This is a genomic window from Providencia sp. PROV210 (assembly GCF_028479445.1).
In the GTDB taxonomy this organism is placed as follows: Bacteria; Pseudomonadota; Gammaproteobacteria; order Enterobacterales; family Enterobacteriaceae; genus Providencia; species Providencia rustigianii.
This window is the reverse complement of record NZ_JAMPNQ010000003.1, coordinates 445,291-465,346: the sequence shown is the minus strand read 5'-3', so window position 1 is coordinate 465,346 and position 20,056 is coordinate 445,291. Positions and strand designations below refer to the sequence as shown.

Genomic DNA, 20,056 nt, shown 5'->3' with positions numbered 1-20,056 from the left:
AGAAGAAATAGATATTAGCCTAGACTATATAGGCTGATAAGAGGCAAAAATAGCTACCGCTAAAATAGCCATAGTTCCTAGTAATAATTCGGCCCAACTATTCATAATTAAATAGTTTAAGCGGCCTTTACGTTGTAAGTTTGGTACAACTACATAGCGATTAATAAGTGCCAAAAGAACCATTAAGCCAACCAAACTGATTTTAAACCATAACCAAGTTTGATATTCCGATGTCATCTGCGTTAATGGCCAGTCAGGTACCAAAAGTACACTATTGACAATACCGGTCACTAAGACGCAAATAACAGCAAAATGCCCAACTTGTGAATATCGCTTCATCGTCACCGTAATTTGCTGCTCTAATCCTGATTTTAAGTGTTTTTTACTACGGATAAATTGGATACAAATCAAAAATGGCCATAATCCACCAAACCAATAAGCGCCACTGATAAGGTGTATAAACTGATTAACTCGATGGAAAACACCAACACTTCCCTCATACATAGCTGCATGCCCAATAAATGCATGAAGCCCTAATATGATAATAGAAAGGAAGAGGATTAAATGAAGTTTTACTTTAATTGAACGAATAAACAACACGCCGAATAAACCAACAGCACAGATCAATTCCCAACGCCATATATGACCAAAATTAGTCTCAAAAACGTCCTGCCAAATTTCGATATTTAACGCATCATCCCAGCCATCTCCCATCAAACCTGCTTGGGAAACCATCCAACAAAAAGTACTAATCGTGGTAATAATGGCACTAAATACAATGCCTTTTTTCAAATAGCCACGAAGTAGATCGCCAAATTGCCCACGGCTGAGCATCACCGCGAATATTGACATGCCACACATCAACATCGCAGCAATAAAATGGACAAAGCGGGTTAAGGTATAAAAGGCTTCCAGTGACATGTTACTTCACAGTAAAGCTATAGTTTCCTTTGGTTTTATGACCATCAACAGAAACAACACTCCATTGCACATCATACTTACCCGTGCTTAACTTAGTTTCTACTGGGATGATCACGCGCGTATTATTGCTTGGATCTAACGATGCTTTGCCTGTCTTAACCGCTTGGTTATTTGGGCCTATTACATTCACTTTAGTGAAGTTAACTTCAATGCCTTCAGAGAAATTTAAAGTGATCGATTCTGGTGCCTGTTCTATTGCCGCACCTTCTGCCGGAAGCTGATCTTTTAGATGGGCATGAGCAAAAGCTTGCTGAAGTGACATTCCTAAAAACAGAACCGCGACAGCGCTCAGTTTACGCCAAGAAGACTTTATATGTTTGATAGGCATAGTAACCCCTTAATTTTCAGGTGAATTTACTTTAAAGACCAATCATTATACGGAAAAATTTCTATTTATCCGCTGAAAAAAACGTTTAATTTCCTAGCTTGTGAGTTTTCACACAAAATGCGAATAAAACTCACTCTCAAAAAATAAAGCTCCATTCATTACTGATATGGAGCTTTATATTTAAAATCATCATTAAATTAAATATGAGAAGCTGTCGCCATTCCTTTCAGCTCTTTATCTAACAAGAATAAAGATTTACCTGATTCGCCGACCATTCCCAATTTATCCAGAACAGATTTAAACAGTTTTTCTTCTTCATGCTGTTCTGAAACATACCATTGCAGGAAGTTGAATGTTGAATAGTCTTGAGTCGTCATCGCTAAATGAGCAAGTTTGTTAATTTCAGAAGTAATTAATTGTTCATGTTCATAAGTTTGGCTAAAAACATCAGCAATAGATTTAAAATCTTCCGGTGGTGCAGAAATCTGGCCTAAACGAGGTAATGCACCAGTATCGCTAAGATAATTAAATAAACGCTGCATGTGTTCCATTTCTTCTTGTGAGTGTGCTTTCAAAAATGCTGCCGCACCTTCATAGCCTTTATCACTACACCATGCACTCATCTGTAAATATAAATTCGCAGAGAAAAACTCAAGATTCAATTGTTTATTTAACGCGTCAATCATGTCAGCTTTTAACATATTTTTACCTTATTAATGATTTATTCATGAGGTTATTTAAGCACAGTAACATAATAAATGACTTAGGAAAACATACCTGAAACAAAAATTAATTTATTGATAATCAATAATATTTTGTAAAAATAACGCGAATCACTCTTATTTATCTTTGATATAAAGATTCAAGATCAATTAAAGCCAATTAATCCCATTTCAGATTTTTTGATAAGAATATTTAAAGGTTAAATCCATCAAGATTTTTTTAGTCGCAGTTGCTACAATTCAACTTATTGATATTAACCGTTAGGATTTGAAATGAGTTACAATCTTGCCTCGCTACCTAAAGACGAGATGGACAAAATCAACATCGATTTGCTTGCTTCCGGCGTCGCATTCAAAGAACGTTATAATATTCCTATTATTCCAGAAGTGGTTGAACGGGAGCAACCTGAACATCTCAGGGAGTATTTTAGAGAACGATTAGTACACTATCGTAAACTATCTATGAACTTCGCTCGACTACCTTATGAGCCAAAAAGTCGCTAGCTAACTAATAGATTGATAACCTTATTTTATATTGATAGACGAAAAAGGAGAATTATCTTCTCCTTTTAAAATGCTATAAAACTTAAATGTTACTATTATTTACTGGTGTTATAAGTCACTGTATTATTTTTTACAATTTACTGCAACACGGTAATGGAGATCAGATTTTGAACCTCTGACAACCAGGGGGACAATATAGCCATCATCCGTTTTGGTCACTTCACTATCATTGACCCAAGCTACTGCTTTTTTACCGACCGCAGCCTTCTCTTCTGTCCAACGCGGTAAACGGTTATTCATAAAATCACTTTTTACTTGCGCGGCAACTTGCGGCTCAGTTAAATTTCCACAGCTAACAAATGGAGCCGCTTTACCTTCGTCCGTGTTAACACTGAATGCAAAAGAACTAAATACTAAAGCGCAACTTCCTAAAACTACTGCCATCTTTTTATTAACACTCATACCATCCTCCGGTGCCTATTCGATGTAGGCTAAATTTAGATCCGTTTTAGTTGCCATAACTGAAATATATCGATTAATACTGCAACTTTGAGTTTAGTTACAAAATAATACTTATCAGCAAAATGACTTAACTAATACTAAATTTATCAGAATTACATTTGAATGTTAATAGTATGTTTATATTTTATTAATTTTCGTCATCGAAACGCGCAATAATTTGCTCTTTACCTTGATGTTTTTCTCTAATTTCTTGTGCTACCAATGCGATTGCTTGTCCACTGCTCATACCTTCAGACATTAGCTGATGAATTTTCTCAACCGCTTCTTGTTGTTCTTCATGGGAAAGTGCTGGCATACCAGAAAACATAATTAACCTCTTTTAGTCATTGACTCATTTTTATACATTAAGATTTTTCGGTAAATTTTAACAGCTCTTACCTTAATAAGGTAAGATTATATGGTAATCTGGCATTATTCACTTGAAGAACTCTATTTTTACTTATTGATATGATTATTAATAAAATACAATTACCTTACTGCCCTGATGCAGCCTTAAACTATTTTGCCCCTCTTGCACACCAGCCATGGGCAATGTTGCTTCATTCTGGCAACGCTGAACATTCACATAACCGATACGATATAATTGTTGCAGACCCTATTGCAACGCTGTTAACTCGTGATCTAAACACTGTGATTCAAGAATTAGGCCAACAAGAGCAAGTATCGCAGCAAGATCCTTTTGCTTTACTACAACAACTTATAGATAAATACAAAACTACCGAATTAACCGATAATTCTCTGCCTTTTAATGGTGGGGCTATGGGAATTTGGAGTTATGATTTAGGTCGTCGAATTGAAAAACTTCCTGCGATAGCAACATCTGAACTGCAATTTCCTGATATGGCCGTTGGTATATATTTATGGGCATTAATTGTCGACCACCAAGCCCAAACCGTGACATTATTCAGCTATGATGATGTTGAACAACGTCTAGCGTGGCTACAATCACAAAAAATACCGCGGAAAAATCAATTTGAGCTAACGTCTTCGTGGAATTCCAACATGACTGAAGCCCTATATCATGAAAATATCGCCCATATTCATCAATATCTCCGTGATGGCGATTGTTATCAAATCAATCTAGCACAGCGGTTTAAAGCTAAATATAAAGGAAATGAGTGGAATGCCTTTTTAACGCTTAATCAAAGCAACCGTGCACCATTTTCCTCTTTTATTCGCTTACCCGAAAATACCATCATCAGTGTTTCTCCTGAACGCTTTATTTTATTGGATAAAGGTGAAATTCAGACTCGCCCAATTAAAGGAACCTTGCCACGTTTGGACGATCCTGAAGAAGATAAAATTCAAGCAGAAAAATTGGCCAATTCACCTAAAGATCGTGCCGAAAACTTGATGATTGTCGACTTATTACGTAACGATATTGGGCGCGTTGCAAAACCTGGCACAGTGAAAGTTCCTGAGCTATTTAAAGTTGAGCAATTCCCTGCTGTACATCATTTAGTCAGTACCATTACAGCAACATTAGCTGAACAATACTGTGCAACCGATTTGCTTCGTGCCTGTTTCCCAGGAGGCTCAATCACAGGAGCACCAAAAATACGCGCGATGCAAATCATTGAAGAGCTGGAGCCTCATCGCCGACATGGATATTGTGGTGCAATAGGCTATATTAGTTTCAATGGGAATATGGATACCAATATCACAATCCGCACCCTACTGACTTATAAAAAGCAGATTTATTGCTGGGCAGGCGGTGGAATTGTTGCAGATAGTCAAGCAGATAAAGAGTATCAAGAGACGTTTGATAAATTACGCCTGATTTTACCAAAACTAGGAAAAATGGATAACGATGACCGAACTGAATAGCTTTATTAGTCGTTTTCAGTTTACATTACCTCAGTCCCGTCAACCCGCTACTAAGGCGGGTAAAGCGGCGGCAGTCCTATTGCCAATAATTGATAAACCCAATCCAACCTTATTACTCACACAGCGTTCTCCGCTTTTACGTTCCCATGCAGGCCAAGTAGCATTTCCGGGAGGTTCTCGCGATCCAGAAGATAAAACATTAATTGCAACAGCATTGCGGGAAGCATACGAAGAAGTCGCCATTCCACCTGAAAAAGTGCAAGTATTAGGTCAACTCACGCCATTAAGCAGTATTGGGGGTTATCAAGTCACGCCAATTATTGGTTTAGTCCCCGATAATATTCATTACCATGCGAACCCCAGTGAGGTTTCATCAATTTTCGAGATCCCGCTATTTGATGCACTTGCTCTTCATAAACATAAATATGTTGATATCAAACGTACTGGTCGAGAAAATCGCGTTTTTTTCTATTGGTATAACAATTACTTAGTCTGGGGACTGACTGCATCTATTCTTCATCAACTAGCATTACAATTGGACTAATTTATGAAGATCCCCCATCGATAGTGTAATATTTTTAAAATACGTAATATTCAGTAGAATAAGCCAAGCAATTTTCCAATTATCGATTATCTTCAACAGAGAATAGTTCTTTTCTTAAATCACTTTGTGAGACTCTGAAATACAATTAGTGCTATTTCTGAGCAATACACCTTATGTAACTACCTTATTTTAAAAAATACTTTAAACTTACTGGTTAACACTACGAAATAACAGTAAAGTAGCGCCCTTTAAAATAAATCACTATATCTACATCTTTTCTTTAAGGAGTCCTGCGTGATAAGCGTTTTCGACATGTTTAAAGTGGGCATTGGCCCTTCAAGCTCTCATACAGTCGGACCAATGAAGGCTGGGAAAGAATTTGTCGATGATTTGGTCAATAAACAATTATTACCAACCGTCACTCGTGTTGCCGTTGACGTTTATGGCTCTTTATCCTTAACAGGTAAAGGTCACCATACCGATATCGCCATTATTATGGGGCTTGCGGGTAACCTGCCAGCCACTGTTGACATCGAATCTATTCCATCCTTTATCAAGAATGTGGAAGAAACCGAGAAGCTACCATTAGCAAATGGTACGCATATTGTTGACTTCCCTAAAGAGGGTGGCATGAATTTCCGTCAGGATAACCTACCGTTACATGAAAATGGTATGACTATCCATGCCTTCACAGGTGACAAGGAAATTTATACCAAAACTTACTACTCTATCGGCGGTGGTTTTATCGTTGATGAAGAGCATTTTGGTCAAACTGCAACAGATAGCAAACCAGTTTCTTATCCATTTAACTCTGCTGAAGAGTTATTACTAAAATGCAAAGAATCCGGCTTATCAATCTCAAGCCTCATGATGAAAAATGAGCTAGATCTGCACACTCGTGACGAAGTCTATGCTTACTTTGCTGACGTATGGCACACCATGCAAGCTTGTATTGAACGCGGTTTAAATACTGAAGGCGTGTTACCCGGTCCACTACGTGTACCTCGCCGTGCCCCAGCACTTAATCGCTTAGTCACATCATCCAGCAAACTCTCCAACGACCCAATGAACGTGATTGACTTGATCAATATGTATGCATTAGCGGTCAATGAAGAGAATGCCGCAGGTGGACGAGTTGTAACAGCACCAACAAACGGAGCTTGTGGTATCGTTCCTGCCGTATTGGCGTACTACAACCATTGTGTTGAACCTGTAACCCCTGAACTTTACCTGCGCTATTTCTTAGCATCTGGTGCAATTGGCATTTTATATAAAATGAATGCCTCGATTTCAGGTGCTGAAGTAGGTTGCCAAGGTGAAGTTGGTGTAGCTTGTTCAATGGCTGCGGCAGGTTTGACTGAGTTATTTGGTGGAAGCCCTGAGCAAGTCTGTATTGCCGCTGAAATCGGCATGGAACATAACTTAGGTCTTACCTGTGACCCTGTAGCTGGACAAGTCCAAGTTCCTTGTATTGAACGTAATGCTATTGCTTCTGTGAAAGCCATCAATGCGGCACGTATGGCGCTTCGTCGAACCAGTGAACCTCGTGTATCTCTTGATAAAGTTATTGAGACCATGTATGAGACAGGCAAAGACATGAATGCTAAATACCGTGAAACTTCTCGCGGTGGCTTAGCAATTAAAGTCCAATGTGATTAATTAGTTCTGAATATCTAGCCGTTCCCTTAGAGCCCTTTCACTTACCAATATGCGGTGTGAAAGGGTTTTATTTTTTTATCATAATGTTCTCTTTTCCCTCATACTTATTAAATTATTTAAAATAAGTTATTTATTGGCATATACGCTCTATTTTCGACGATTTACATTTAACAGCTTTGCTCGTTTCAGCTTTCGATTTTTATCGTTTATGGTCGTTTTATCAACGCTATCTTTATTGATTTTTCATATCTTTTTATTCTCTTTCTCTCACTATTTATTGCTATAAATTCTATTCCCTCCATCAAAAATCGCTTATTTTTCATCCCACACACTAATTTGAATATAAAACGCCCACCTTTTCTGTTACCGATAACAGAGCTTATATCCATTATTTTATTATTTTTTAGATTATAATTTTAATAATATCGCAAAGAAAAAAATTAAAGATTTATTTATCGGTAATATTTGGATCTATTTTTATTTTTCTGACGCGAAACAAGTTTTTTAGATTAATCCTAATGTTATGATCACTCAGTCAATCCGCTAATAATTGTACTTATTAAATTATTAGCTAACCACTTAGTTTGAATTTATTCAGCTACTATTATGGTGCAGGGAAACTAATACAGAGGAATCCAAGTTTTAAGCTTCAATACAATCCGCAAATTACGTTTCGATTTATCTGTTAAGAGGGAAAAATAGTGAGTATAGCTATTATGATTGGAACCCACGGAGTCGCTGCTGAACAGCTTCTCCGAACCACCGAGATGTTAATAGGCGAGCAAGAAAATGTTTCGTTTATTGATTTTGTCCCTGGTGAAAATGCTGACACCCTATTTGATAAATACACCCAAAAATTGACTGAGCTTGATACCTCAGCAGGTGTGTTGTTCCTAGTTGATACTTGGGGTGGTAGCCCATTCAATGCCGCTACACGCATTGTGAACGAGCATGACAACTATGAAATCATTACTGGCGTCAATGTTCCTATGCTTGTAGAGACCTTCATGTGCCGCGATGATAACCCATCTATGGATGAGTTAATTACAGTAGCACTAGAAACTGGTCGTGGCGGTATCCGTCCATTCAAATTTAAAGAGTCCGTTACAGAAACCCCAGCACCAGTAGTCAAGAATGAACCCGCTCCTCAAGCAGTTATTGCCGGTCCGGGTGAGCACATGGTTATTGCACTAGCTCGTATCGACGACCGTCTAATTCATGGGCAAGTTGCGACTCGCTGGACCAAAGAAATGCGTGTTAAGCGTATTATCGTGGTAAGTGATGAAGTAGCAAAAGATCATGTTCGTTCTACTCTACTAAAACAAGTGGCGCCACCTGGTGTAACTGCCCATGTTATTGACGTAGACAAATGTGTTCGAGTTTATAACAACCCGAAATATGCAGGTGAGCGTGTCATGCTACTGTTCACCAATCCAACTGATGTTCAGCGAATTGTTGAGCAAGGTGTTGAGATTGACTCAATCAACATTGGCGGCATGGCATATACCGAAGGTAAAACGATGGTAACCAATGCGGTTTCTATCAACCAAAAAGATATTGATGCATTTAATTATCTGAACGACAAAAAGATTGAGCTAGAAGTTCGTAAAGTCGCTTCAGACAGTAAAGTCCGCATGATGGATTTGATTAATAAACTTAAAAAATAATTATTTTAGAAATTCGTTCATATTGAACCGTTACTCAAAAACAGTCTTAGACACTTGTTGGTTACAGGAGATTAAACAATGGAACTTACCGTTGTTCAAATAGTAATGGTATTCATCGTGGCTTGTATCGCCGGTATGGGATCGATCCTTGATGAATTCCAATTCCACCGCCCTCTCGTTGCCTGTACGCTTATTGGTATCGTTCTGGGTGATATGAAAACCGGTATTATCATCGGTGGTACACTTGAGATGATAGCCTTAGGCTGGATGAACATTGGTGCGGCAGTTGCCCCTGATGCAGCATTGGCATCTATCATTTCAACCATCTTGGTTATCGCCGGTGGACAAAGCATCGGTGCTGGTATTGCGATTGCAATTCCGCTAGCCGCTGCAGGTCAAGTTCTGACTATTATTGTTCGTACCATTACCGTTGCATTCCAACATGCAGCAGACCGGGCCGCGCTTAAGGGTAACTTATCCGCCATTAGCTTGATTCACATTTCAGCTCTGCTACTTCAAGCTATGCGTATCGCAATTCCTGCTCTCGTTGTCGCTGTTTCGGTGGGTACATCAGAAGTCCAACAAATGCTTGATTCTATACCTCAAGTCGTGACTGATGGTCTGAATATTGCGGGTGGTATGATTGTTGTTGTTGGTTACGCAATGGTGATCAATATGATGCGTGCTGGCTACCTGATGCCGTTCTTCTATTTAGGTTTTGTCACTGCCGCATTTACCGACTTTAACCTTGTTGCACTTGGTGTCATTGGTACTGTGATGGCTATCCTATACATCCAGCTCAGTCCTAAATACAACAAATCACAAACTGTTGTAGTACAAAGCAGCAATAACAATCTCGACAACGAGCTAGACTAGGAGGAGCGTAATCATGGTAGACACAACAAAACCAACAGCGAAAAAGCTAACTCAAAGCGATATTCGCGGCGTATTTTTACGCTCTAACTTGTTGCAAGGCTCTTGGAACTTCGAGCGTATGCAAGCATTGGGTTTCTGCTACTCAATGGTTCCTGTGATTCGTCGTCTTTATCCAGACAATAATGACGACCGTAAACAAGCCATTAAGCGCCACCTTGAGTTCTTCAACACCCATCCATATGTCGCAGCACCAATTTTGGGTGTTACCATGGCGATGGAAGAGGAGCGCGCTAATGGTGCAGCCATTGATGATGGTGCGATTAACGGTATTAAAGTCGGTTTAATGGGACCGTTGGCTGGTGTAGGTGACCCAATATTCTGGGGTACTGTACGCCCTGTATTTGCCGCTCTCGGTGCGGGTATAGCGATGACCGGCAGCCTGCTTGGTCCATTGCTGTTCTTCGTTCTCTTTAACTTAGTTCGTTTACTCACTCTGTACTATGGTGTTTCCTACGGCTATAAAAAAGGGATTGATATCGTTCAAGATATTGGCGGCGGATTCCTTCAAAAGCTGACAGAAGGTGCGTCAATTTTAGGTCTATTTGTCATGGGGGCTTTGGTTAACAAATGGACCCACGTCAATATTCCTCTTGAGGTCTCACGGATTAAGAACCAAACAACAGGGGTAGAAGATATTACCACTGTTCAAATGATCCTTGACCAACTGATGCCGGGCTTAGTTCCTCTTCTGCTGACCTTTGCCTGTATGTGGCTGCTACGTCGTAAAGTTAACGCTTTATGGATCATTATCGGCTTCTTCGGCTTAGGTATTCTGGGTGCGTGGTTAAACTTCTTAGCACCATAGAAATCATTAAATAGTTAACAAGGGAGGTTGCAGCCTCCCTTTTTTAATTTTAAGCTCTACTGCTCGTTCACTTAGTCATGGGTACTCAAATGACCTTAAATGATTCAATCCTTGTCATTATCATTTTGATCATGCTTGTATACGCAATCTATGATGAATTCATTCAGGGGTTACTGAAAGGCAAAACTCTGCTAAAGGTAAATTTAAAACGCAAACACCGAGCAGATGCCATTATATTCATTGTTCTAATTTGTATTGTGATTTATACAAATATTGTTCGACATGGTAATTTATTAACCACTTATTTATTAATGATTACTATTTTCATGGCGATATATTTGGCATTCATTAGAACACCAAAAGTATTTTTTAAACAAAATGGTTTCTATTTCGCCAATGCTTTTATTTTATATAATAGAATTAAAACAATGAATTTATCAGAAAACGGTATTTTAATTGTTGGATTAGAAAAAAGTAAAATTCACATTCAAGTCAAGCATCTTGATGATTTACAAAAGATTTATGATTTTTTTATTAATCATAAATAACCACATTATATATTGGCATAAACATTAAGGTTAATTAACTGATTAATTAACCTTAATTTTATTAATATTGAAAATGACAATTATTCTCATATGGATATGGCATTATTAATAATTTAAATTTTGCCTTTATTAAAAATTGTGATATCTTTCATCCCACGTCATTGGGGAGTAGCCTGTTCTGGAAATATATTGATTCCAGAAAATCCGTATCAACATACTCGTTTGTTTTTAAACGTGGTGCGGATGCCATTAAGTTGGTTGGCAAGACCATAGACACATAAATACGCCTTTTGGTTGGGGGTAATTTATGTGTATATGGAAATACCCAACCGAGATTGTTTCTATGAGTCTTTACGCTACTATCATCCTAGCCCTCGCACTATCCATGGACGCATTTGCTGTCGCCATTTGCAAAGGTGCTGTTCTTCATAAACCGCGCTTTCGCGAAATCCTCCGCACTGGTTTTATCTTTGGCTTTATTGAAGCCATTACCCCAATTATTGGTTGGGGAATTGGTATTTTAGCTAGCCAATATGTTATTCGTTGGGATCATTGGATCGCTTTTGCCCTACTCTTTATTCTGGGTGGCCGTATGATTTGGCAAAGTGTCACAACCAAAGATGAAGAGTGCTGCTCCAAAGCATCAAGCCACAGCGCAGGGAATCTTGTTCTCGCAGCGATTGCCACCAGCCTTGATGCCATGGCAATCGGTTTAGGCCTAGCATTCCTGCAAGTTGATATAGTTCATACCGCAATGACTATCGGTGTAACTACCATGATTATGGCAACAATTGGTATGATGATTGGTCGCTATGTCGGACCATTATTAGGTAAAAAAGCGGAAATTCTTGGCGGTTTTGTGTTGATTGGAATTGGTTTTAATATCTTATTTGAGCATCTCGAATTATTTATGTACGCCCCATAATAGATTTTTTCCCCCTGAACTATTCAGGGGGAGCCATCACGTTTTATTCGCTATATTGATATACACGAATTAAAAAGTCAGCCGTATATTGCTTATTTTTAGATTGTTGAAGCTCAAGTTTCACCTCTTCTGAAGCCCGCCATGCAAACGGCGTCATTTCTAATAATGCAAAAGCTTCTGTACCCACTAAATCCATAGCGTATTTTAAACGTGTTTCATCCATCAATTTGAAGCCCGGTAGTTCTTCATCTTTCACTGGATGTAATTTCACTTCATCATAGATCAATGCTTTTAATTCTTGCAGATGTTCTGCTGCCGGCGTCACTGTAATTAAGATTCCTCCAGACGTTAATACGCGGCTAAGTTCTTCAGCCTTACAAGGCGCATAAATACGAATGATGGCGGAAATACTCGACTCGGAAAAAGGTAAACGATGGCTTGATGCCACGCAAAAATTCACCAATTTATAACGCTTAGCAGCAAAACGAATCGCCACTTTTGAAACATCTAACCCATACATTTTTATTGCTGAGGATTTAGCGATGAGCGTCTGTAAAAAATAATCGGTGTAATACCCTTCTCCACAGCCAATATCTAACACATTTTTCGAGTCTACTGGCAAATACTGCATCAATTTTTCTGCCACAGCATCGCGCATTGGTTGGTAATGCCCCGCATCCAAAAATTGGCGACGAGAGATCATCATCTCTGCACTATCCCCAGGATCTTTTGAACGTTTATGTTGAACGGGTAACAAATTAACGTAACCTTCTTTAGCGCAATCAAATTGATGATTAGCGTCACAACGATAACTGTTATTGGTTAAATTTAGGGGACTAAAACACAGGGGGCATTGATAATTCATATTGATACACTAATTTAAAAATAATGCGCAGTATACCATACAACCGGATCAGCAGCGCCATGGAATTATACCCCATGGCACCGTGACGTAATCTAGAGGGGTTTAGCGAAATTACTTACTGGCTTTAGCCGCTACAGGTGCTACTAATTCACCCGGTTTTTTAGCCTCACTTTTTTTAAATTCTTTCTTACCATGTTCCATCTTAGTCACTTGATGAGTTTTAGCTCCATGGTTGACATGCTCAACTTTTGCTGTGGTATTTGCAAATGCAGCACCAGAAACAGCTAATGACAATACTGTGGTAATTGCTAATAACTTTTTCATACTATGTACCTTAAAATTTATTAAGCAAGAATGTTCTTGCCACGCTAATAAATCACGACTGGAGGTCACCACACAAGAGGAGAATATTAAAGATTCTTAAGTTTTTTATAGGTTATTTTAGGAAGGGAATATTTGAATTTTGTTGATATTTTATTTAATTTTAAAAGTATATTCCCACTATCGAAAGTGAGAAATTCAAAAAAATTTATCTATAAATATCAATGAAATAAAAAATACACGTATTAATGTTAATTTTTTTATTTTAAATACTTACTTCATTCCAATTTATTTGAATTATAAATTTAATTTACTTGGCCTCTAAATTCACTCATCCGTTTAAGGTTCATTTAATTATAATATTGAAAATCATGTTTGACCATCTATTAAATAAAAAAGCCATTCATATTGAATGGCTAATTAACTACATTATGTATTTTTAAAAATCCATAAATTCTGGGATTGGCTTTCGCCCATGGGACTCTAAAAAGTCTAAAACACGACGAGGTGTCGTATTCAAAATTTGTGATTCTGGGAAATCGATAGATTCCAACATCTTAATCACCTCATCAAAACGCCCTAAATAACTGACATGGTGAGAATCTGAACCTAAAGAGACCCAACCGCCAGCTGCCTTAACAGCTTTTGCAATTTCAATACAATTCATCTTACTGCCTGCCCTTGAGTGCAAAAAGGAAGAATTATTCATTTCTAACGCGACATTACACTCTTTGGCAGCTTGAGCAACTGCTTTAATATCAATAGGATATTTTGGATTTCCTGGGTGAGTGATAATCTGAACTTTACCACTACGAATAGTCGCAATCATTGCCTCAGTGTTGTCTTCCAGACTTTGAGGCTCCAGCACTGGCTCATGAAATCCGGCTAGAATAATATCCAAATGGCGCGCAATCTTTTCATTACAGTCAGTCTCACCTAACTTATTCTTAATGTTCGCCTCAATTCCATACAGCAAACCAACACCATTAACCATACGTGGCAATATCGGCATATTACCAAAATGCCATTCATGGGGAGCATCTTGCATCTCTGGACCATGATCAGTAATGGCAAACAGCTTCATTCCCCGAGCAGCTGCTTCTGCAAAATATTCGTTAACGGTACTAAATGCGTGGGTGCTAGCGATGGTATGTGCATGTAAATCAACTTGATACATAAAAGACATCCCTCTAATTCTACTATTTATTGTCTGATATTATTCAGATTGAAAAGATAATCCCAAGCTAACATATTGACACAAAGGATTCGATAACAATTCGGTTAAACAGCACTTATCGGATATCGATATAAATGACAATTTATCTGACGCCATACACAACAAAAAACCCGCTACAAGAGCGGGCTAATATTCAACGTAAAATGGATTAGTCTACTAAAATCCGCTTATTAGTCGCACCCCATAAAATGGACATTTCGGTAAATAGCGCCCCACTGATATCTTCGACCTCTTCAGCAGTTATTTCACCAACACCTTGCTTTCCGAAAAAGACGACTTCATCTCCCGGCTGAACATTTTTAATATCAGTCACATCAATCACTACCGTGTTCATTGATGTTTTTCCTAAGACAGGCACTCGCTGCCCATTAATCAGCACATGCCCTGCATTACTAAATACACGACGATAGCCATCAGCATAACCTACCGGAATATTCGCTAATACAGAGTCTCGTTTTAATGTATAGGTTCTGTCATAACCTACTGTATTACCTTTTGGATAGTGATTAACTGCCGCTATATTTGATTTAAACGTCATTACTCGTTTGTAGTCTTTAGTTGCAACGGTATCTCCGTAAAATATCCCACCGACGCGAACCATATCCAGCCACGACTCAGGTACGGTTAAAGTTGCATAAGTATTCGCCACATGCAGTGTCACATCCTCACGCTTTAATCCCGTGATATCGAGTACTTGCTGAGATTGTTTTTTAAATTTCACCAAATCTTTTCGAATTTGAGCAGCATCTTCTTCAGGGTAGTGGGACATAATCCCAACTATTTTTAAGTTTGGAAGTTCTGAAATTAATTTAGCTTGTTGTAATCCTGTAGACGTTCCAACCTCTAACCCATTACGGGACATTCCCGCTGAATTCAAGGCTAAATGAATCGGTATAATTTTCCCCTGCTTCACAGCAATTGCATTCAAACGCTGCGCCATTTCAAGATTACCAATCAGCTCTTCTACATTAAACTCTGTTGCCTGAGCCATCTCTTTTTCTGTGGCGTTACGCACACGCATTAAACGACCATTGAAACCTAAATCACGAACTTGCTTCAATTCTGAATTACTTGTTAGCCCAATGCACTGAACGTTATTTTCGATCATTACAGGAGTCACTAGCGTCAGATCATGCCCATAAGCATCTCCTTTTAAAACGGCGCACATTCCCGTTTTATCGCCTAATAATGCTTGTACTTTCTTGATATTGTAATCCAATGCACTGTGCGAGATTTCTATCCACGAGTTATTAACTACCGCAGGTTGAATTTGTGCAGATGACGTTTCAATGATGTTGGTTTTAACTGGTTGTTGGCATGCTGTTGCGACCAGCAGAGGCAGAAAAGCAAGATATCTAAGACGAAATGACACGTTTTTATCCTTAGCCGTGGATCAGTGAGTTTCCCCTCACCTTTATTATTATGATTACGGGGAGTGAACATATACTTTCTATGTATATAGGCTATTGATAATAACAATCTGAATTAATTGAACAAGCAATAATTGGAATTTTTTTGAATAAAAAACCACATTTAATGAATTTATAACCAACCTTTATTCTAGGATTTCTTTTCTCATATATTATTTACCGCAATACAAGTACCTCTAAACTGTCCCAATAATGTTTTTACGAGGCTGCTCTCATAATCGTTTTTTCTGCTTTAAATTACCTTGTTCGGGGTATGTTTTTATTTTTTGGAAATTATTATTCTGGGTGCGTTTGTGCTGGAGTGCTTGCGGTTTAATCCCTTTGTTTTAGTAACAACGCCTTGTTAGCTATTTAACGATCACTGCTTTTAACAAAAAGTGAGGAAAACTATGAATTGGATAATTCAAAAGATAATGAATCCTCTTACAGGAGGAGTTGGTTCAGCCCTAGCACTCAATGGTGCTATATCGCTTATCGTTCCATCACTGATTTTAACGACCACTAATATTTATATTCTAGCGGCTATACTCAGCGTTATTTTTATCTATATCTCGATAAAATATGATTGAGTTTTTCCATCCACAAACAACACAAGCACTCAGCATATTTTACTTTACACTTATTCTTACTTATTTAGTGATTCACCTTATTTGGGAGCATTTTGATAAGTTTGCTGAGGATTTTCCGTTAATTCGTTTACCTCAAAAGGTGGCTGTTATCTACACCGCTGCCACCTTCGCGAGTAATTTATTTTTAATCGTTATTATGTTTAACCTAGATAATCCACTAAAAAATGATAGTGTCATGATTTTACCGTTAAGCCTCGCTGGGTTAACAGGACTATGTTATTCATTAGGGGCCATTGTTCCTAGAAAAAAGTTTTCCCATATTTAACGCCCATTAATATAGACTTTAAGCTATTAATCCATGTTTATATCCATCATAGGGGACATAAAGTACCTAACATTATCAGTCACTCCTAAAAACAAAAAGGCACCAGTAATTTACTGATGCCTTTAGGCTTATCGACAACTAAAAACTGTTATCAACAATAACTAGTTTATTCCCACTCGATGGTCGCTGGTGGCTTGCCGCTGATGTCATAGACTACGCGGGAAATACCACTAACTTCATTGATAATACGGTTAGAAACACGGCCTAAGAAGTCATATGGCAAATGCGCCCAATGAGCAGTCATAAAGTCGATAGTTTCAACGGCACGTAGGGAAACAACCCAGTCGTATTTACGACCATCGCCCATCACACCGACGGAACGAACTGGTAAGAATACGGTGAACGCTTGGCTCACTTTATTGTATAGGTCGGCTTTATGCAGTTCTTCGATAAAGATAGCATCAGCGCGACGTAACAAGTCACAGTACTCTTTCTTCACTTCACCCAGTACACGAACACCTAAACCTGGACCTGGGAATGGATGGCGATACAGCATGTCGTATGGCAGACCTAATTCCAGACCAATTTTACGGACTTCGTCTTTAAACAGCTCTTTTAATGGTTCAACTAGACCCAGCTTCATATCATCAGGTAAACCACCTACGTTATGGTGAGATTTGATGACGTGTGCTTTACCCGTTGCAGAAGCGGCTGATTCGATAATATCTGGGTAGATAGTCCCTTGAGCTAACCACTTAATATTAGGCAGCTTAGATGACTCTTCATCGAAGACTTCGATAAATACATGGCCGATTTTCTTGCGTTTCTCTTCTGGATCACTAATACCCGCTAATGCGTTCATAAAGCGGTCTTGCGCTTTAGCATGGATAATATTCAGGTCAAATTTACCTGCAAACATTTCCATTACTTGCTCTGCTTCATTCAAACGCAGTAAGCCGTTGTCGACAAACACACAAGTCAAACGTTTACCGATAGCACGGTGTAACAACAGAGCCGTTACAGAGGAGTCAACACCACCAGACAGCGCTAATAGAACATGGTCATCACCAATTTGTTCTTTTAAACGTGCAACGGTATCTTCGATAATCGCCGCTGAAGTCCACAGAGCTTCACACTGACAAATATCCAGAACAAAACGTTTTAAGATATTTAAGCCTTGATGGGTATGGGTCACTTCTGGGTGGAACTGAACACCGTAGAAACGTTTTTCTTCATTTGCCATGATGGCATATGGGCAGCTTGGGGTGCTTGCAATGGTTTTGAAGCTAGATGGGATCGCAGTGACTTTATCACCGTGGCTCATCCATACATCTAACACTGGTTTACCTTCAGCATTAATCGCATCTTGAATATCGCGGAACAGTTCGCACTGCTCAGTAATTTCGACATTCGCGTAGCCAAACTCACGCTCACCAGAAACTTCAACCGCACCACCTAATTGCATAGACATGGTTTGCATGCCATAGCAAATACCTAATACAGGAACGCCAGCATTGAATACATAGTCAGGTGCGCGTGGGCTGTCTGATTCAGTGGTACTTTCTGGACCACCAGAAAGGATAATTCCGTTAGGATTAAACTCTTTGATTTGCTCTTCGGTAACGTCCCATGCCCACAGTTCACAGTAAACGCCAATTTCGCGGACGCGACGGGCGATCAGCTGAGTATATTGCGAGCCGAAATCAAGAATAAGAATGCGATGTTTATGAATATTTGTAGTCATTTGAGGAGAATTCCAGAAATTCAAGTCAAAAAATAAAATGCGGTGACCCTATCCGCAGATAGAGCCACCCTGAAATCAGTCTGTTACTGTCCTAAACGGTAGTTAGGAGACTCTTTCGTGATAGTCACATCATGAACGTGACTTTCTTGGATGCCCGCACCACTGATACGCACAAATTCTGCTTTTGTTCTTAACGTATCGATTGTTGCACAGCCAGTCAGACCCATGCATGAACGTAAGCCACCCATTTGTTGGTGAATGATTTCTTTTAAGCGACCTTTGTAAGCAACACGACCTTCGATACCTTCAGGAACCAGCTTGTCTGCGGCATTATCAGATTGGAAATAACGGTCTGAAGACCCTTTGGACATCGCTCCTAAAGAACCCATTCCGCGATATGCTTTATAGGTACGACCTTGGAACAGAATAGTTTCACCCGGTGATTCTTCCGTTCCTGCAAACATGGAGCCGACCATCACACACGCAGCACCTGCAGCAATAGCTTTAGAAATATCCCCAGAGAAACGAATACCACCATCAGCGATAACAGGAATACCAGTACCTTCTAATGCTTCGGCCGCTTCAGCAATCGCTGTAATTTGAGGAACACCGACGCCAGTTACGATACGAGTTGTACAGATTGAACCTGGACCAATGCCGACTTTCACTGCGCTAACGCCAGCATCCGCTAACGCTTTCGCACCTTCAGCAGTAGCTACGTTACCACCAATGATTTGTAAATCAGGATATTTTTGGCGAGTTTCACGAATACGTTGTAATACGCCTTCGGAATGACCATGTGAAGAGTCAATCAGCAGAACATCAACACCCGCGGCAACTAATGCGTCAACACGCTCTTCATTACCAGGACCTGCTCCCACAGCCGCACCCACACGCAGACGACCTTGCTCATCTTTACACGCATTAGGTTTACGCTCTGCTTTTTGGAAATCTTTTACCGTGATCATTCCTAACAGGTGGAAGTTGTCATCGATCACTAAGGCTTTTTCGACACGATGCTCATGCATTTTCTGTAAAACGACTTCACGTGCTTCACCTTCTTTCACAGTAACAAGACGCTCTTTCGGTGTCATAACCGCAGTGACCGGTTGGTCAGGGTCTGTGACGAAACGAACGTCACGTCCAGTGATGATCCCTACTAAAGAATTATCTTTAGTAACCACAGGATAACCAGCAAAACCATTTCGCTGAGCCATCTCTTGAACTTCACGAATGGTCGTATCTGGCGTGACTGTCACAGGGTCAGTGACAACACCACTTTCATGTTTTTTCACACGGCGAACTTCTTCAGCTTGGCGCTCAATAGACATGTTTTTATGGATAAAACCAATACCACCTTCTTGAGCCAGTGCGATGGCCAGATCAGATTCGGTGACAGTGTCCATTGCTGCAGAGAGCATAGGAATATTCAGGCGGATTTTTGCGGTCAGTTGAGTTGACAGATCTGCCGTATTTGGCAGTACAGTTGAATGTGCAGGAACGAGTAAAACATCGTCGAAAGTTAGTGCTTCTTTTTTAATGCGTAACATAGGCAATATCCCACCAGGCAGCGTTATGAAAGGTATAAAATATTGCC

Annotated in this window: 21 protein-coding genes and 1 riboswitch; of the genes, 10 read left to right on the top strand and 11 right to left on the bottom strand. The window is 39.3% G+C overall.

Annotated features, from left to right (window positions below):
• Window positions 1-24 precede the first annotated feature (24 nt).
• The 3 genes from copD to ftnA all read right to left on the bottom strand — a co-directional run bounded on the left by copD (window position 25) and on the right by ftnA (window position 2,010).
• On the bottom strand, window positions 25-921 hold the full coding sequence (gene copD, locus PR761_RS02660; RefSeq protein WP_006815290.1) for a copper homeostasis membrane protein CopD: 897 nt from the start codon (window positions 919-921) through the stop codon (window positions 25-27).
• 1 nt (window position 922) lies between these two features.
• Window positions 923-1,309: a copper homeostasis periplasmic binding protein CopC gene (copC, locus tag PR761_RS02655; protein WP_006815291.1), complete on the bottom strand. Its 387-nt coding sequence runs from the start codon at window positions 1,307-1,309 to the stop codon at window positions 923-925.
• 197 nt (window positions 1,310-1,506) lie between these two features.
• Complete coding sequence (ftnA, locus tag PR761_RS02650) at window positions 1,507-2,010, bottom strand: non-heme ferritin (RefSeq protein ID WP_006815292.1); 504 nt, start codon at window positions 2,008-2,010, stop codon at window positions 1,507-1,509.
• A 294-nt stretch (window positions 2,011-2,304) separates the two neighbouring features.
• Here ftnA and PR761_RS02645 point away from each other — a divergent pair, with 294 nt between their 5' ends.
• Complete coding sequence (locus PR761_RS02645) at window positions 2,305-2,535, top strand: DNA polymerase III subunit theta (protein ID WP_006815293.1); 231 nt, start codon at window positions 2,305-2,307, stop codon at window positions 2,533-2,535.
• 123 nt (window positions 2,536-2,658) lie between these two features.
• Here the strand turns inward: PR761_RS02645 and yebF are convergent, their stop codons facing one another.
• Both yebF and PR761_RS02635 read right to left on the bottom strand, forming a co-directional pair.
• The gene (yebF, locus tag PR761_RS02640) at window positions 2,659-2,997 is read right to left on the bottom strand and encodes a protein YebF (protein ID WP_230083599.1); all 339 of its coding nucleotides are present in this window, start codon (window positions 2,995-2,997) and stop codon (window positions 2,659-2,661) included.
• 187 nt (window positions 2,998-3,184) lie between these two features.
• Window positions 3,185-3,364, bottom strand: a complete 180-nt coding sequence (locus tag PR761_RS02635) for a YoaH family protein (RefSeq protein ID WP_006815295.1) — start codon at window positions 3,362-3,364, stop codon at window positions 3,185-3,187.
• Window positions 3,365-3,504: 140 nt separating this feature from the next.
• Between PR761_RS02635 and pabB the strand changes: the two genes are divergently transcribed.
• The 8 genes from pabB (at window position 3,505) to mntP (ending at window position 11,968) form a co-directional block, all read left to right on the top strand.
• Window positions 3,505-4,884 (top strand): aminodeoxychorismate synthase component 1, encoded by a 1,380-nt coding sequence (gene pabB, locus PR761_RS02630; protein ID WP_006815296.1) that lies wholly within the window; start codon window positions 3,505-3,507, stop codon window positions 4,882-4,884.
• A complete protein-coding gene (locus tag PR761_RS02625; protein WP_006815297.1) occupies window positions 4,868-5,428 on the top strand; it encodes a CoA pyrophosphatase in 561 nt (186 codons plus the stop codon). Before pabB ends, PR761_RS02625 begins: the two co-directional genes overlap by 17 nt.
• A 294-nt stretch (window positions 5,429-5,722) precedes the next feature.
• Entirely contained in the window at window positions 5,723-7,087 is a 1,365-nt protein-coding gene (locus PR761_RS02620; protein WP_112836870.1) for an L-serine ammonia-lyase, read from the top strand.
• 701 nt (window positions 7,088-7,788) lie between these two features.
• A complete protein-coding gene (gene manX, locus PR761_RS02615) occupies window positions 7,789-8,754 on the top strand; it encodes a PTS mannose transporter subunit IIAB (protein ID WP_218018304.1) in 966 nt (321 codons plus the stop codon).
• A 78-nt stretch (window positions 8,755-8,832) separates the two neighbouring features.
• A complete protein-coding gene (locus PR761_RS02610) occupies window positions 8,833-9,630 on the top strand; it encodes a PTS mannose/fructose/sorbose transporter subunit IIC (protein ID WP_006815301.1) in 798 nt (265 codons plus the stop codon).
• A gap of 13 nt (window positions 9,631-9,643) precedes the next feature.
• Window positions 9,644-10,495, top strand: a complete 852-nt coding sequence (locus PR761_RS02605; protein WP_006815302.1) for a PTS mannose transporter subunit IID — start codon at window positions 9,644-9,646, stop codon at window positions 10,493-10,495.
• 89 nt (window positions 10,496-10,584) lie between these two features.
• Window positions 10,585-11,043, top strand: a complete 459-nt coding sequence (locus PR761_RS02600) for a DUF986 family protein (protein ID WP_039855231.1) — start codon at window positions 10,585-10,587, stop codon at window positions 11,041-11,043.
• Between the two features lie 151 nt (window positions 11,044-11,194).
• Window positions 11,195-11,383: riboswitch (yybP-ykoY riboswitch) on the top strand.
• Between the two features lie 3 nt (window positions 11,384-11,386).
• Window positions 11,387-11,968 carry a manganese efflux pump MntP gene (gene mntP, locus PR761_RS02595; protein ID WP_126436906.1) on the top strand — a complete coding sequence of 194 codons (582 nt, stop codon included), beginning with the start codon at window positions 11,387-11,389 and terminating at the stop codon, window positions 11,966-11,968.
• A gap of 43 nt (window positions 11,969-12,011) precedes the next feature.
• On the opposite strand, the gene rlmA is transcribed toward mntP, so the two are convergent.
• The 4 genes from rlmA to alr form a co-directional block, all read right to left on the bottom strand.
• Window positions 12,012-12,833: a 23S rRNA (guanine(745)-N(1))-methyltransferase gene (gene rlmA, locus PR761_RS02590; RefSeq protein WP_112836872.1), complete on the bottom strand. Its 822-nt coding sequence runs from the start codon at window positions 12,831-12,833 to the stop codon at window positions 12,012-12,014.
• Window positions 12,834-12,944: 111 nt separating this feature from the next.
• Window positions 12,945-13,157, bottom strand: coding sequence for an acid-shock protein (locus PR761_RS02585; RefSeq protein WP_112836874.1), 213 nt, complete (start codon window positions 13,155-13,157; stop codon window positions 12,945-12,947).
• 436 nt (window positions 13,158-13,593) lie between these two features.
• Window positions 13,594-14,331: a phosphatase gene (locus tag PR761_RS02580; protein WP_112836876.1), complete on the bottom strand. Its 738-nt coding sequence runs from the start codon at window positions 14,329-14,331 to the stop codon at window positions 13,594-13,596.
• A gap of 208 nt (window positions 14,332-14,539) precedes the next feature.
• Entirely contained in the window at window positions 14,540-15,763 is a 1,224-nt protein-coding gene (alr, locus tag PR761_RS02575; protein ID WP_006815309.1) for an alanine racemase, read from the bottom strand.
• A gap of 619 nt (window positions 15,764-16,382) precedes the next feature.
• On the opposite strand from alr, the gene PR761_RS02570 reads away from it, so the two are divergent.
• Entirely contained in the window at window positions 16,383-16,715 is a 333-nt protein-coding gene (locus PR761_RS02570) for a hypothetical protein (RefSeq protein ID WP_154611140.1), read from the top strand.
• 166 nt (window positions 16,716-16,881) lie between these two features.
• On the opposite strand, the gene guaA is transcribed toward PR761_RS02570, so the two are convergent.
• Both guaA and guaB read right to left on the bottom strand, forming a co-directional pair.
• Complete coding sequence (guaA, locus tag PR761_RS02565; protein WP_006815312.1) at window positions 16,882-18,459, bottom strand: glutamine-hydrolyzing GMP synthase; 1,578 nt, start codon at window positions 18,457-18,459, stop codon at window positions 16,882-16,884.
• Window positions 18,460-18,542: 83 nt separating this feature from the next.
• Window positions 18,543-20,009: an IMP dehydrogenase gene (guaB, locus tag PR761_RS02560; RefSeq protein WP_006815313.1), complete on the bottom strand. Its 1,467-nt coding sequence runs from the start codon at window positions 20,007-20,009 to the stop codon at window positions 18,543-18,545.
• Window positions 20,010-20,056: the final 47 nt, after the last annotated feature.

Coding starts and splice junctions, on each gene's coding strand:
- copD (WP_006815290.1), bottom strand. CDS start 921: ATGTCACTGGAAGCCTTTTATACCTTAACCCGCTTTGTCCATTTTATT.
- copC (WP_006815291.1), bottom strand. CDS start 1,309: ATGCCTATCAAACATATAAAGTCTTCTTGGCGTAAACTGAGCGCTGTC.
- ftnA (WP_006815292.1), bottom strand. CDS start 2,010: ATGTTAAAAGCTGACATGATTGACGCGTTAAATAAACAATTGAATCTT.
- PR761_RS02645 (WP_006815293.1), top strand. CDS start 2,305: ATGAGTTACAATCTTGCCTCGCTACCTAAAGACGAGATGGACAAAATC.
- yebF (WP_230083599.1), bottom strand. CDS start 2,997: ATGAGTGTTAATAAAAAGATGGCAGTAGTTTTAGGAAGTTGCGCTTTA.
- PR761_RS02635 (WP_006815295.1), bottom strand. CDS start 3,364: ATGTTTTCTGGTATGCCAGCACTTTCCCATGAAGAACAACAAGAAGCG.
- pabB (WP_006815296.1), top strand. CDS start 3,505: ATGATTATTAATAAAATACAATTACCTTACTGCCCTGATGCAGCCTTA.
- PR761_RS02625 (WP_006815297.1), top strand. CDS start 4,868: ATGACCGAACTGAATAGCTTTATTAGTCGTTTTCAGTTTACATTACCT.
- PR761_RS02610 (WP_006815301.1), top strand. CDS start 8,833: ATGGAACTTACCGTTGTTCAAATAGTAATGGTATTCATCGTGGCTTGT.
- PR761_RS02605 (WP_006815302.1), top strand. CDS start 9,644: ATGGTAGACACAACAAAACCAACAGCGAAAAAGCTAACTCAAAGCGAT.
- PR761_RS02600 (WP_039855231.1), top strand. CDS start 10,585: ATGACCTTAAATGATTCAATCCTTGTCATTATCATTTTGATCATGCTT.
- mntP (WP_126436906.1), top strand. CDS start 11,387: ATGAGTCTTTACGCTACTATCATCCTAGCCCTCGCACTATCCATGGAC.
- rlmA (WP_112836872.1), bottom strand. CDS start 12,833: ATGAATTATCAATGCCCCCTGTGTTTTAGTCCCCTAAATTTAACCAAT.
- PR761_RS02585 (WP_112836874.1), bottom strand. CDS start 13,157: ATGAAAAAGTTATTAGCAATTACCACAGTATTGTCATTAGCTGTTTCT.
- PR761_RS02580 (WP_112836876.1), bottom strand. CDS start 14,331: ATGTATCAAGTTGATTTACATGCACATACCATCGCTAGCACCCACGCA.
- PR761_RS02570 (WP_154611140.1), top strand. CDS start 16,383: ATGATTGAGTTTTTCCATCCACAAACAACACAAGCACTCAGCATATTT.
- guaA (WP_006815312.1), bottom strand. CDS start 18,459: ATGACTACAAATATTCATAAACATCGCATTCTTATTCTTGATTTCGGC.
- guaB (WP_006815313.1), bottom strand. CDS start 20,009: ATGTTACGCATTAAAAAAGAAGCACTAACTTTCGACGATGTTTTACTC.